Annotated in this window: 9 protein-coding genes; all 9 read right to left on the bottom strand. The window is 64.8% G+C overall.

Annotated elements, in window-relative coordinates; genetic code table 11:
- Position 1: 1 nt before the first annotated feature.
- The gene (locus tag HH213_RS19350; protein ID WP_169113312.1) at positions 2 to 715 is read right to left on the bottom strand and encodes a response regulator; all 714 of its coding nucleotides are present in this window, start codon (positions 713 to 715) and stop codon (positions 2 to 4) included.
- Between the two features lie 65 nt (positions 716 to 780).
- The gene (locus HH213_RS19345; RefSeq protein ID WP_169113311.1) at positions 781 to 5,715 is read right to left on the bottom strand and encodes a two-component regulator propeller domain-containing protein; all 4,935 of its coding nucleotides are present in this window, start codon (positions 5,713 to 5,715) and stop codon (positions 781 to 783) included.
- A gap of 4 nt (positions 5,716 to 5,719) precedes the next feature.
- Positions 5,720 to 6,895, bottom strand: a complete 1,176-nt coding sequence (locus tag HH213_RS19340; RefSeq protein ID WP_169113310.1) for a patatin-like phospholipase family protein — start codon at positions 6,893 to 6,895, stop codon at positions 5,720 to 5,722.
- A 30-nt stretch (positions 6,896 to 6,925) separates the two neighbouring features.
- The gene (locus HH213_RS19335; RefSeq protein ID WP_169113309.1) at positions 6,926 to 7,591 is read right to left on the bottom strand and encodes an HAD family hydrolase; all 666 of its coding nucleotides are present in this window, start codon (positions 7,589 to 7,591) and stop codon (positions 6,926 to 6,928) included.
- A gap of 1 nt (position 7,592) precedes the next feature.
- Positions 7,593 to 8,576, bottom strand: a complete 984-nt coding sequence (locus HH213_RS19330) for a UbiA family prenyltransferase (protein ID WP_169113308.1) — start codon at positions 8,574 to 8,576, stop codon at positions 7,593 to 7,595.
- 13 nt (positions 8,577 to 8,589) lie between these two features.
- Positions 8,590 to 10,179 (bottom strand): ArnT family glycosyltransferase, encoded by a 1,590-nt coding sequence (locus tag HH213_RS19325; RefSeq protein ID WP_169113307.1) that lies wholly within the window; start codon positions 10,177 to 10,179, stop codon positions 8,590 to 8,592.
- Between the two features lie 92 nt (positions 10,180 to 10,271).
- Positions 10,272 to 12,062: a gamma-glutamyltransferase gene (gene ggt, locus HH213_RS19320; RefSeq protein ID WP_169113306.1), complete on the bottom strand. Its 1,791-nt coding sequence runs from the start codon at positions 12,060 to 12,062 to the stop codon at positions 10,272 to 10,274.
- 91 nt (positions 12,063 to 12,153) lie between these two features.
- Positions 12,154 to 12,912 carry a 3-hydroxyacyl-CoA dehydrogenase gene (locus HH213_RS19315; RefSeq protein ID WP_169113305.1) on the bottom strand — a complete coding sequence of 253 codons (759 nt, stop codon included), beginning with the start codon at positions 12,910 to 12,912 and terminating at the stop codon, positions 12,154 to 12,156.
- Positions 12,913 to 12,990: 78 nt separating this feature from the next.
- Positions 12,991 to 13,797 carry a sterol desaturase family protein gene (locus HH213_RS19310; RefSeq protein ID WP_169113304.1) on the bottom strand — a complete coding sequence of 269 codons (807 nt, stop codon included), beginning with the start codon at positions 13,795 to 13,797 and terminating at the stop codon, positions 12,991 to 12,993.
- Between the last annotated feature and the right edge of the window lie 33 nt (positions 13,798 to 13,830).

The raw sequence follows: 13,830 nt of genomic DNA, 5'->3' as shown, positions 1-13,830 counted from the left end.
ATCAGCTGGCTTCCTGGCGCACCAGGCCGGCCTGGTGGATTACGGCGCGCACCACGTCCGACAACACCGCCTGCACCTCTTCGTTGGACAGGCGCTCCGCCGTAAAACTCTTCAGCGCTGCGGCCGCGCCGTGCAGGCCAAGCGTAACGCAGCCGGCATGCAGGCGGTCGAGGCGAACCTTGGCGTCCTGCTGATCGCCCTTGGCCAGCGCCACTTCGAGATCGGTAGCAGCAGCCGTCAACTGGTTCTGGAAACCGGTGAGATACACAATCAGGCGTTCGCCATTGATGCCCAGCCGGCGCAAGGTATCGGCCGGCGTTTCGGCCAGGTGTTCGTAGCCGCTGGCCGCCTGGTCGAGAAACCCCACCAGGTGCACCCGTACCTGCTCCGCCTGGAATGGCTTGACGATGTAACCGGCGGCGCCAGCGCGCGTGGCTTCCAGCACGGTTTCCTTGTCGTTGGCCGATGTGACCAGCACGAACGGCATGCTGTTCAACTCAGCATGTCCCTTCACCCGCTGTAGCAACTCAATACCCGACAGGCGCGGCATGCGCAGGTCGCAGAAGCAGATGGCTGGACGCAGGCCGTCCTCCAACTGCTGCCATGCATCGGCACCGTCCTCCGCTTCAACGATATCGAAACTGCCGCAGCTATCGATCAGGTGCATCAGCACCATGCGTGAGACGACATCATCGTCAACTACCAGAACTTTCATGTGGCTCCTCGGGTGGTTTGTGATGATATTACATCAATAATCGTCAATAAGCTTGAAGATACGCTCTATAGCGTGCCAGCCGCCCGCGCCTGCTCCAGCAGGCGGCGCAGATGCGGCATGGCCGACTCCACCTGCTCCCAGTTGCCATGGTCCGCCTCCAGTTCCAGATCGCCGCACAGCGCTTGCAGTTCCTGCTCTTCCAGGTAGCCGGCGCTGCCCTTCATGCCATGCAGCAGACGGCTGGCAGTCTCACTGTCGCGCTGCGTCAGCGCTTGCTCCAGGTCCGCCAGCCGCAGCGGCGCGTCCTGATTGAAGACGCTGCGCAGCCGGGCTTTTAGATCGCTAGCGCCACCGCTGTGCTGCGCCACGCGCGAGGTCTCCAGCGAGGCCGGGGCCACGCCAAACATCGCATCCAGCTCCGGCGTGCCGGCGGCCGGATGCAAAGGACGGCGCGGCTGCATGCGCGGCAGCTGGAAGCCGCGCTGTAACTGGCGTTCAATCGCGCGGCTTAACTGGAAGTGCAGTTTGTCCTCGTCGATCGGTTTGGTGAGGAAGTCGTCCATGCCGGAGGCCAGGTAGCGGCTGCGGTCTTCCTCACTGGCGTTGGCGGTCAGCGCGATGATCATCAGTTCCTGGTCGCGCACCGGCGCGGTATCCGGGCCGCCGGAGCGGATCAGGCGTGTAGCGCTGGCGCCATCCATCTCCGGCATGCGGCCGTCCATCAGGATCAAATCGTAGCGCGTCAGCGAACAGGCCTTGACCGCCAGCGCGCCGTTGGCGGCGATGTCCACCTTGTGGCCCAGGTCTTCCAGCATCATGCGGATGATGATCTGGTTGGTCGGGAAGTCTTCCGCGCACAGCACTTTCAGTTGATGGCTATGCGGCTCGCGCGGCACATGCGGCACCACCGGCGGCGCCACGCCGTTCGGCAGCGGCAGCTCGAACATAAAGGTGCTTCCCTGCCCCGGCGTGCTGACGGCGTTGATGCTGCCGCCCATCAGTTCCACCAGTTGGCGGCAGATCGCCAGCCCAAGGCCGGTACCGCCGTAGCGGCGCGTGGTGGAGGCGTCGGCCTGCTCGAACTGCTGGAACAGGCGCGGGATCGCATCGGCCTCGATGCCAATGCCGGTGTCGGAGACACTGAAGCGGATGCGGTTATCCGTGCCATCATCGGGCACACGCTCGACGTGCATCGCCACCATGCCTTGCTGTGTAAATTTGAAGGCGTTGCCGACCAGGTTGACCAGCACCTGCCGCAAGCGCGTCGGATCGCCGACCACAAACTGCGGCAGGCTATCGCCGAACTCCAGGCGGAAGCCGACGCTGTGCGCGGCCGCCTGCTCTTCAAACAGGCTGACCACATTTTCCACCGCCGACGACAGCGAAAAATCGATGTTCTCGATGGTCAGCTTGCCCGCTTCGATTTTGGAGAAGTCCAGCAGGTCGTTGATGATGGACAGCAGCGACTGCGCATTGGCCTGGCCACGCAGGATCTGCTCGCGCGTGCCGGCGGCCAGGCTGACGTCGCGCAGTGCGAAGCCCAGCATGCCGATCACGCCGGCCAGCGGCGTGCGCATCTCGTGGCTCATATTGGCCAGGAATTCGGACTTCTGGCGGGTGGCGTCTTCCGCCTTCTGTTTGGCGTAGCGCAGGCGTTCCTCGTTGTCCTGCAAGGCCCGGTTGGCCAGCGCCAGCTCTTCGGTATGCAGCCGCACCTGGCGCTCCTGCGCCATCAGCTGGTCGCGCGTGTGGCGCAGCGTTTGCAGCGTCTCTTCCAGCTGCTGGTAGGCGCGCGCGTTCTCCAGGCCGGCGGCGGCGTGCGACGCCAGCGTTTGCAGCATGTCCATGTGGACGCGGTGATAGCTGTTGCGCTCCGTGCTTTGCACGCTGAGCAGCCCCACCACCTTGTCGCCAACGATCAGCGGCGCGTACATCATCGAATGCGCGGGTGCGGCTGGTTCGCCGTCTTCGCGCACGCATGGGGTCAACGTCGCCAGGCCCGATTCGTCCATGTAGTCGCGGTACTCGCTCTGGAAGTCGTTGATCAGGATCGGCTTGCGGTGACTCAGGCACCACACCGCCAGCTGGTTGGGCTGGTCCAGCCGGCGCTGGTACGGATAGGTGCGCACGCCGCCTTCGATCGCGAACGGGAAGTCGATTACGCCGTCTGCCTCGCGCACGAAGCCGATGCCGAAGATCGGTGCATGCATCAGGTGATTGACGTGGCGGTACAGCGTCTGCATGGTGGTTTCCATGTCGAGCGAGGCGCTCATCTCGCGTCCCAGTTCGCTCAGCACCGAAATATTGCGGTGAGCCTGCTCCACTTCTTCCTTCTGAAGCTCGGTATCGATGCGGCGCTGCTCGGCCTCGGCGCGCTGCGCTTCCGCTTCCACCCTGCGGCGTTCCAGTTCGTGCTTCTGCTGTTGCAGCTGCTGGTTCTTGTGCTCCACTTCCGCCGTACGCGATCCCACCAGGTGCTCCAGCCGCAGTTGCTGATGGCGCAGGCTGCGCACGCGCGCATGGTAGACGGCATACGCCCCGCCCAACCCCACCCACACCAGCAGCGTGCGGAACCACCAGGTCTTCCAGAACGGCGGACGGATGGTGATCTCCAGCGTGGCCGCGTTGTCGTTCCAGATGCCGTCCTTGTTGGCGGCCTTGACGCGGAACAGGTACTTGCCGGGGTCCAGATTGGTGTAGGTGGCGAAGCGCTTGGTGGAGTCGGTGACCACCCAGTCCTCGTCAAAGCCTTGCAGCTGATAGGCGAAGCGGTTGCGCTGCGGCGCCGCGTAGTGCAGTGCCGCGAACTCCAGCGAGAACACCGAATCGGATTCCGGCAGCGTGACGGCGCTGGTGTGTTCAATCGCGGTCTTCAGTACGTCCGGATGGTCGCCCTGCCCTGGCTTGATCGACTTGTTAAAAATCTGGAAGTCGGTAATCGCCACCGTCGGCGCCACGCTGTTCTCGCGCACGTCGGTCGGCGAGAATGCGGTGATGCCATTGAAGCCGCCGAAGTATAGCGTGCCGTCCGGCGTGCGCAAGGCGGCGCCGTCGAAGTAGGCGCCTTCGATGGTGCCATCGGCGCCGCTGTAGTTGCGCACCAGGCCCGTTTCGACGTTGAGGCGCGACAGGCCGCTGTTGGTGCTCATCCACAGGTTGCCCGCTTCATCGGGCAGGATCGACGCGATGGCGTCGTCGGCGATGCCGTCCTGGCGCAGGTAGCGGCGGAATCGTATGCCGCCGTCGGCCGTCACCTCCATCCGGTTCAGTCCTGCCGCCGTGCCGACCCAGATGGTGCCACGCGGGTCTTCGTACAGGAAGTGCACCTCGTCGTGACTGAGGCTATACGGGTCGGTGGCATCGCGGCGGAAGTGGCGGAAGGCGCCGGTTTTGCGGTCGAGCAGATCGAGGCCGTTGAAGGTGCCGACCCACAGCTGGCCCTTGCGGTCCTCCAGGATCGGCCGCACCACGTTGTCCGACAGGCTGCTGCTGTCGGCCGGATCGTGGCGGTAGGTGCGCACTTCCAGCGTTTGCGGGTCGAGCCGGTGCAAGCCGCCGCGCGAGGCAATCCACAACATGCCGCTGCGGTCCTGGACGATGTTGCGGATGGTGTCGCTGGAGGGATCGCCGCGTACGAAGGAGACGGCGCGGATCGAGCCGGTGGTCAGATTGAGGTGGTTGATGCCAGCCGGACCGCCCAGCCACAGGTTGCCGTTCTTCTCTCGCCACAGCGCGGTGACTTGGTCATCGCTGATGCTGTTGGCGCGCTTGGGATCGTGGCGCCATACCTTGCTCTCACCGCTCACCGGGTCATACAGATTCAGGCCGCCGCTGCTGCCCAGCCATAGCTTGCCGTGTCCGTCGGACAGAATGGCGCGCACCTTGTTGTCCGACAGGGAGTTGGGCTGCTCCGCCTGGCGCACGATGCGCGCGAAACCGCCGCTGCCCATGTCGACCCGGCTGACGCCATCGTTCCACGTACCGACCCACAAGGTGCCTACGCGGTCGCGGAACAGCGCCGAAATCTGGTTGTCCGCCACGCTGTGCGGATCACCGACCTGGTGACGGTACGGCACCATGCGCTCCTCTGCCGGCAGCCAGCGGAACAGACCATCGGCCAGTGAGCCTATCCACAAATTGGCCTCGGCATCCTGGTACAGCGAGGTGACGCTGACGCCCACATGCAGTCCCTCGCGCGCGCCGAGTCGGCGGCGTTGCGGTTCGGCGGCCAGCAATCGCCATTGTTCCAGCCCGCCCTGCGTGCCAACCCACAGCGTCTGCGCGTTGTCTACCTGGAGCGCCGTCACCGAGTTGAATTTGCTGTCGCTACTGGCGTCTACGTCGTAATGCTGGAAGCGCGTGGCGCTGGGCGCCAGCATGTCCAGGCCCGAAGCGGTACCCACCCACAGGCGGCCGGCGTTGTCGCGCGCCAGCGCCGCCACATGGTCGTTGGACAGGCTGCCGGCATCGGCCGGATCGTGGTGCCAACTGGTGAAGCGCTTGGTAATCGGGTCGAAGTGATGCAGGCCGTCGGCGCTGGCCACCCACAGGCCGCCGGCGCCATCGTCGGCAATCGCCCGCACGTGACGGTTGCCGTTACCGCGCTGCGGCGATTCGCGCGGCAGGAAGTGCGTAAATGTGCGGGTAGCGGAATCGTAGCGATCCAGCCCGCCGTCGGTGCCGATCCACAGCTGGCCGGTCGGATCGAGGTGCAGCACGCGCACCCAGTTGTCGACCAGGCTGCGCGGATCGGCGATGGCGCTCTTGTAGGTGATGGTGCGATAGCCGTCGAAGCGCGTCAGGCCTGCCTGCGTGCCGAGCCACATGAAGCCTTGCCGGTCCTGGGCGATGGCCAGCACGGTTTCCTGCGCCAGGCCATGCTCCACGCTGAGCTGCTCGAAACGCAAGGTGCGCGGCGGCGCGCCGGCCCATGCCGTGGCTTCCCACAGCATCAAGGCCGGCAGCAGCAGGCAGCAGCAAAGGCGTTTAAAACTCGACATGCAATCAGGATTCGAAGAAGGCCAGCACGTCGCTCTTGCGCGCAAAGGTGTCGCGCTGGCCGAGGCGTATCAACTCACAGGTGTAGGTGGACTCAAACAGCAGGTAGGACGCCAGCGCCGCGCCACGCGCTTCGGTGGCGCCGATGCTGGACAACATAGTGCGAATCGGCGCCGGCAGGCTGCCGATGTGGCGCGTGGCGATATCGTCCAGTCGTTCGGACGGCGCGATCACCAGCAGCTTGACTGGTTTAAGTGGGGTCTTTTCCAGCAGCTCGGGCGGCAGCATCGCCAGGGTTTTGTTGATGCGTTCCAGCCGCTCGATATCGACCGCCAGGCCGTCGAGGAAGATCGACGACATGGCGTGGCCGGCGATCTGCGCCAGGCTCGGATAGCGGGCGGCGTTCTTTTCGGCGGCGCTGCGCGCCGGTTCGGTCAGGCGGCCGGCGCCCACCACCAGCACCTTGCTGGCGCCGAGGTGGATGGCCGGCGAGATCGGCGCCAGCTGGCGCATCGAACCGTCGCCGCAGTATTCGCGGTGGCCGCCCATGTACAGCGGCGTGGCCGGGAAGATGAACGGGATCGCCGACGACGCCAGCAAGTGCTCGACGCCGATCTGGTCCTGCAAGGCCACGCGCTGCATGCGCACCCACGGCGCGATGTCGGCGGCGGTCTGGTAAAAGGTCAGGTGATTGCCGGCGGTGTAGGACGAGGCGGTGACGGCCAGCGCGTGCAGCAGGCCTTCGGACAGCACGCTGTCGAGACGCGGCAGGTCGAGCATGCGGTGCAGCAGGCCGACCAGCGGCGTGTTGTCCAGCAGGGAGGCCGGCGGCGCGGCGCGCCATTTGCGCAGCAGCCAGCCGAACGACAGCAGCGACAACCAGCGAGCGCCGGAACGGATCACGCCCAGCGAATCGGCGCGGTACACCTGTTCGACTTCGATATGCTGCCAAACGTCGAGCAGCTTTTGCACGCCTTCGCCGAAGTTATCGGCCCGACAAGCCAAGGCAGTGGCGTTGATGGCGCCTGCCGAGGTGCCGCAGATGATATCAAAAGGATTACGGGCCGGAGGCCAGCCCTCTTCCCATAAAATTTCTGAAATCGCTTGCAGCACGCCGACCTGGTAGGCGGCCCGCGCGCCGCCGCCGGAAAGGATCAAGCCTGTTTTCTTTTGTAGTCCCATCTTGCAAGGTTATCAGGGTCTACGCGGTTTTCATAGCTGCACGGTAAACAGCGGGTCACGGTAGGTGGCAAAGGTTTGCCAGCCCGGCAACGGGCGGCGCGACTTGATCAGCGCATGGGCGCCGCTGCGACGGGCGGCGGCGCCGTCGCGTTGCGGACGGTCGCCAATCATCACCGTGGACGCGGGGGCGGCGCCGGCCAGCGCCATCGCCAGCTGCAAGCCGCGTGGGTGGGGTTTGAGGACGCCGACGTCGCCGGCGCAGATGATGATGTCGGCCCTCAGTCCGGTGGCTTGCAATTTGGCTTGCGCCGGGTAGTCGGATAGGATGGCGATGCGCTTGCCGCGTGCGCGCAGGCGCTGGAACAGCTCCGGCAGGCCGTCGTAGCGGCAGGCGGCGATATGGCGCAGGGGGCGTTGTTCCAGCCATTCAGTGGCCAGCGCCGCCACGGTAGCCGGCGGCAGTCCGCAACGGTCGGCCGTTTGCGTCAGCAGCACCTGTTCAAAGTCATGGACTTCGTCATCGGCCAGCTGTTCCCGCAGTCGGCGGTAGGCGGCCAGCAGGCGTGGTGCGCGCAGGCTGCGGCTGCGCAGCGCGTGCAGCAGCAGCTCGCACGCCATCTTCAGGCGCAGGCGCCGCTGGTTGTACAGCGTGCCGTCAACGTCGAATACCGCCAGGGTGACCGCGTTCCAGTCCATGTTACGGCAGGCCGATGAAGCGTTGGCCGGCTAGCCATTCGAAAGCCGGGATGTCGATAAAGGTGGCGACGCCGAAGCTGATGGCGACTGCGGCGACGATCAGGATCAGGCTACGTTCGCGGAACAGCTTCTCCGGCGCCTGCGCCGACGATCCGGCCTGCATGGCCAGCGCCAGGTATTGCGCGAACAGCGCGGTGATGAAGGGCATCAGCAGCAGGTACTCGATGCGGTATTTGATGAGGAACACGGCCAGGAAGAAGTTCGACAACAGGCCGTAGGTGAAGCACGAGACGTTGAGCGAGGTTTCGCTGTAGCCGGCGAAACTGGCGCGGTAGCGCACCAGCAGCGCGCGGCCGTGGGTGGCGGTGATTTCGCGGTATTCGGAATAGCGTTTGGCGGCCATCAGGAAAGCGCCGCCGAACCAGTAGGCCAGGATCACCGACGATGGCGGCAGCGAGGTCGGATCGATGATGATCCAGCCGATCAGCAGGCGCAGTGGGTTGTTGACGGATTCGGACAGCACGTCGAGGTAGGCCTTGTCCTTGGTGCGCAGCGGCTGGACGTTGTACACCACGCCCTGTAGTGCGAACAATACCGCCACCAGCGTCAAAGTGGCGCTGGAACGCGAGGCGCACAGCAGGCCGGCGCCGAGGAACAGCAGCCATTCAAGGAAGACCCATTTGCCTTTGAGTTCGCGCTGCACCGAGGGACGCTGCGATTTGGTCGGATGGTGGCGGTCGAAGGCGCTGTCCAGCCATTCGTTGATGCAGTAGTTGGCGGAGGCGATGGCGATGGCGGTCATCAGTCCGAGGAGCAGGTCCAGCCCGAGCTGGGTGGTGTGCACGCCGCGCAGCAGGTAGGCCAGCATGACGCCGGGCAGGATGAAGATGTGTTTTGTGCTGTGGTCAAAGCGGGCGATGGCGAGGTAGTCGCGGAAGCGGCCAGGTTGCCGCGTCAGGCTGGGCGACAGGGTGTCGGCTTGCATGGCGTGTCCCCTTTCATTGGCGTTGCATAAGTTGGCCGAGGTAGGCCTGGTTGATGGTTTGCGCGGCGTTGCTGTCGCGTGGCTTGCGCAGGTAGATGTCGACGGCGTGTGAGTGCGGTTGGCCGTAGCGGGTGATGTCGTAGCTCGCGTGGCGTTGCCAGTGTTCGGGATCGGCCTTAAGCAGTTGTTCGATTTGCTGGTGGTAGTGGCGGATCTGATTGGCTTCGATGGCGTGGTCGATCATGACGGCGTTGACGGGGATGGCGTCCAGCATGGCGCGCATGGCGTCGTCGGTGGCGAAGCGCGGGTGGCTGGAGCGGCCCAGCCAGTCTTCGCTGACCAGCAGTTTGCTGCCGCGCAGGGCCAGCGAGTGCGGACGGCTGTCGCGCAGCGCGATGGCCGCGACCATACTGCCCTCGCCGCGGGCGTCGGAGATGAGTAGCAGCGTTGGTGTGCGCTGGCTGGCCAGGTCGGCGGCGATTTGATCGTAGCCGCTGTTGCGCATGGTGTCGGGTAGGTGGAACATCGACAGCAGGACGATGATGGTGGCGGCGCTCCAGGCGATAGCCGGCGCGCCGAACATCGTCAGCCAGTGCAGGCCGGCGGCGGCAAACAGCACCAGCGCTGGCAGCAGTTGCAGCATGTAGCGCTGCTCGATGCCGGCGGGGACCACGCACTGGATCAGCAGCACGCCAATCGCCATGGCAGCCAGCGCCGGCCACTCCACCGGGCGTGGCGATGGCTGGCGGCGCAGCATGGTGTGCCACACGCCCAGCGCGGCCAGTAGCGTCAGTGCAAGGCCGATCGCGCGCAAGGCTGCTAAGGGAAAGTAGGCCATGGCCTGTTGGAAGAACGCGGCGGGTGCGGTGGCGTCGATGCCGACCATGGCATTGGGCGACATGCCGCGCGTGGCTACGTACCAAGGCACGCACAGCGCGCCGACCATCAGCGCCGCCAGCCAAAGCCGCCAGTTGGTCAGCAGGCGCCACTCCCCTGTCAGCCCAATCACAATCGGCGGCACGATGGCCAACGCCCATGCACTGCCGCGCGTGAGTATCGCCGCCGAGGTCAGGCCGCCGAACAGCAGCGCAGCAACCGTCGTGCGGCTGCGCGCAAACCGCGCAAACGCCAGCGTGCTGGCCAGAATCAGCAGCGTCACCAGATGCTCGGTCATGACGACCGCACTGCACTCCTGCACCAACGGCAGCGCCAGATATACCGCACCGGCAAACACGCCAGCCGCCGGCGACAGCAAGCGCCGCGCGGCAGCCGCCATCAGACCCGCCGTAGCCGCTGCAAACACCGCCATCAATACCAGTGCGGACGCGCGCGACACGCCAAACAGCAGATACCAAACCGCCAGCAGCCCATGCAGCAGCGGCGGCCAGTTACCGATAGCGACCTTGGGATAGTGGAGGTAAAACTGCTGCGCAAAAGCCATCGGGTGGCCGGCGCCGGGATGGAGCAGAAAATCATGCACCATCACCGACGAGACGAAATGCGCCGCCTCGTCAGGATGGCCGCCAAAGCCGCTGGCATACACGCCGCCGAGCCATTGCAACAGCAGCGCTTCCGCCAGAAACAGCAGTGCGAGGAACTTCATCTTGGCACCGTCAATGCAGGGTTACAGACGGTTCCAAGTCTACTTAATTAAAACTTAATCTTATTTTTAAAATAATGATTGTTTGCGCCAGATCAGTCGCCCAACACCACACCTTCGCGACGCGGATCGGCGCCGCCGAACCATTCCTGCTTGCCGTTGACGGTGCGGCGCTGAATGCCCTGCAGACCGGAGTTCTGGTCATACTCGCGGATATCGTGGCCACGCGCCTTCAGCTCAGCCACCACCGCGCGGCTGACGCGCCCTGCTTCCAGCTCGGTAGGGCCATTGCGGCTGCCGATGTTCGGCAGGCTGATAGCCTGCTGCACATCCAGTCCCCAGTCCAGCGTACCGACCAACACTTTGGCCACGTAGTTGATGATGGCCGAGCCGCCCGGCGAACCGGTGGCCAGCACCAGCTTCTGCGTGCCCTTCTCGAACACCAGCGTCGGCGACATCGCGCTGCGCGGCCGTTTGCCTGCCTGTACGCGATTGGCGATCGGGCCATCGGCATCCTGCGAATCGAAGGAGAAGTCGGTCAGCTGGTTATTCAGGATGAAGCCATCGACCATCTGGCGCGAACCGAAAGCATCTTCCACCGACGTCGTCATCGACAGTGCGCCGCCAAACTTGTCCACCGCCACAAAGTGCGAAGTGGATGGCGTCTGGATCGCGTTGTCGGTGCCCCATGCGACCTGCATGGAGGCAGGCGTGCCATATGGCGCGGTGCCCATGGACTGCTGGCCGATCAGCGACGCGCGTTGTTTCAGGTAGCCCTTATCCAGCATGGCGCTCACGCCTTTGCCTGGCAAGGGAATGAAATCGGTATCGGCCACGTAGCGGTTACGATCGGCAAACGCCAGCCGGCCCGCTTCCGTGAACAAGTGGATGCCCTCCGCCGTCAACTGGCCATTGACCGGCTTGTAAGGGCTGATGTCCTTGTACGACAGGATGCCCAGCATCTGTGCGATAGCGATGCCGCCCGACGATGGCGGCGGCGCGCCGCACACGGTCCACTGCTTGTAGTCGCTGCAGATCGGCGCGCGTTCCTTGGCCTGGTAGCCGGCGATATCGGCGGCCGTCAGCTTGCCCGGATTGGTCGGATGCGCGGCCACCTTGGCGGCGATGTCGTTGGCGATGCGGCCTTTGTAGAAAGCGTCCGCGCCGCCGTCGGCGATTTCACGCAGCGTGCGTGCTAGCTCGGGATTCGTCAGGATAAAGCCGACCGCGCGCGGCTTGCCGTCGGCGTCGAAGAAGTAAGCGCGCGCTACCGGATCGCGCGCCAGGAATCTGTCGTGCGAGATCAGCGCATTCAAACGCGGGCTGACCGCAAAGCCGTTCTCCGCCAGCGCGATGGCCGGCTGGAACAGGGTTTTCCACGGCAGTTTGCCGTGCTGTTTGTGCGCCAGCTCCAGCATGCGCAACACGCCCGGGGCACCGACCGAACGGCCGCCGACGATGCCCGCTTCACGCGACAGCGGCTTGCCGTCCTTGTCCTGGAACAGATGTTCGTCCGCAGCGGCGGGCGCGGTTTCGCGGCCGTCGTAGGATTGCACATGCTTGCCGTCGGCGTAGACCATGAACGAACCGCCGCCGATGCCGGACGATTGCGGCTCCACCAGTGTCAATACCAGTTGCACGGCGATGGCGGCGTCAATCGCGGCGCCGCCCTGCTTCAGCACCTGATAGCCGGCTTGCGTGGCCAGCGGGTTGGCCGCGGCCACCATGAATTTTTGCGAGGACTTGCCGACCTTGTCGGCGTAGCCGGTGGGGATTTCCGGCGCCGCATCGGTCTTGGCAGCGGTCGTGGCGCGTTGGGCGTGGGCTGGCGCGTGGAGTGCGCCGATCATTGCGACGCTCAGCGCCAGGATCTTCATACGGTTCATGGACTCTCCAAAATGAAAGCGCGCGGCCTGCGCCGCGCGCACTATCACGTTGCATCCTACACGAAATCGTTTAGATCGTTTTATTTGTGTACTACTTTGGCTGCATGCGGATCGCGCCGTCCAACCGAATCGTTTCACCGTTCAGCATCGGGTTCTCGATGATGGCTTTCGCCAGCAACGCATACTCATCCGGCTTTCCCAGGCGCGGCGGGAACGGCACCATGGCGCCCAGCGCGTCCTGCACTTCCTGCGGCATGCCCATCAACATCGGCGTTTCGAAAATGCCCGGCGCGATGGTCATCACGCGGATGCCGTTGCGTGACAGGTCGCGCGCCATCGGCAAGGTCAAGCCGGCGACGGCGGCTTTGGATGAGGCATAGGCGGCCTGGCCGATTTGGCCGTCAAACGCGGCCACCGAGGCGGTGTTGATGATGACGCCGCGTTCGCCACTGGCTTGCGGCGGGTTCTTGCTCATGGCGTCAGCCGCCAGCCGCGCCATATTGAAGGTGCCGATCAGGTTGATGGAGATGACGCGCTGGAACAGTTCCAGCGGATGCGGGCCTTCCTTGCCGACGGTCTTGGCGGCAGGTGCAACGCCGGCGCAGCTGACGATGCCGCGCAGCGTCCCTTGCGCCAAAGCTGCCGCGACCACGGCCTGGCCGTCCGCCTCCGAGGTGACGTCGCACTTGACGAACACGCCGCCCAATTCGGCCGCCAGCGCCTGGCCGGTCTCGGCCTGCACGTCGGCCAGCACTACTTTGCCGCCCTGCTGCACCAGCATGCGTGCGGTGGCTGCACCCAGCCCCGAAGCGCCGCCGGTGATGATGAATACGCTATCTTGAATTTGCATGCCTGTCTCCCATTCTATTTGACGTTTACGTAAACGTAAGCATTGTAGCGCACAGATGGCGCACGGAAGCATGCAAGGTTATTTTTTAGCTGGAAGCAATGGATCGAGCAGTTGGCCGCCCAGGGTGGGTGCCTGCGGCGTGTCCGTGCCGTACTCCGCCGGCCAGTGACGCGGCAGGTAGTGGCTGCCAAACAGCCGGTCAAGGAAGGGCAGTGTGGACGCGTAGTTGCGGTTGATGTGGTCGTGACGGCTGTGGTGCCAGTGGTGGAAAGCCGGCGTCACCACCAGCCATTCCAGCGGACCGAGCCGCCAGCGCAGATTGGCGTGGATGAAAAAGCCCCACGCCATGCCGACCAGCAACAGCAACACCGGCGCACCGCTGCCCGCCACGCTCGGACCAGCCAAGCCCAGCAGGTACAGGGGGGTCAGGCCGAACAGCCGCGTCACCACCATATCCACTGGATGGGTTCGGGTATTGGCCAGGAAGCTCATGTGCTCGGTGGTGTGATGCAGCGCGTGGAAACGCCACAGCCACGGCAGTTCATGGCTGAGCCGGTGTCCCCAGTAAAAGCCGGTTTCGCCGACGACGAAAATCAGCGCCAGCCGCACCCACGCCGGCAGCGACTGTAGCGCCGCGGTCAGCGCGTCCGGCACCAGATGTCGGGCGGCCACCGCCAGCAGCGCCGTCGGCACGCTGAGCACGACGATCGGCACCAGGCTGCTGATGACGTAGTAGACGATATTATGGAGCAATTCGCGGCGAGGGCGCGACGCGTGCCGGACACCGAACCAGCGTTCGAGCGGAACGAAAACTGCCGTCAGCACCACCAGCCAAAGGCTCAGGCGCAGGACGGCAGCGGCAAATTCGTGCAGGGAGAGAGGCATGGCGCAGGGCCGGCACCCCATCAGGGCGTGCCG

It is taken from the genome of Duganella dendranthematis (genome assembly GCF_012849375.1).
GTDB classification, from domain to species: Bacteria; Pseudomonadota; Gammaproteobacteria; order Burkholderiales; family Burkholderiaceae_D; genus Rugamonas; species Rugamonas dendranthematis.
Note: the sequence above shows the minus strand (reverse complement) of the source record. Positions and strands in the feature narration are given on the sequence as shown.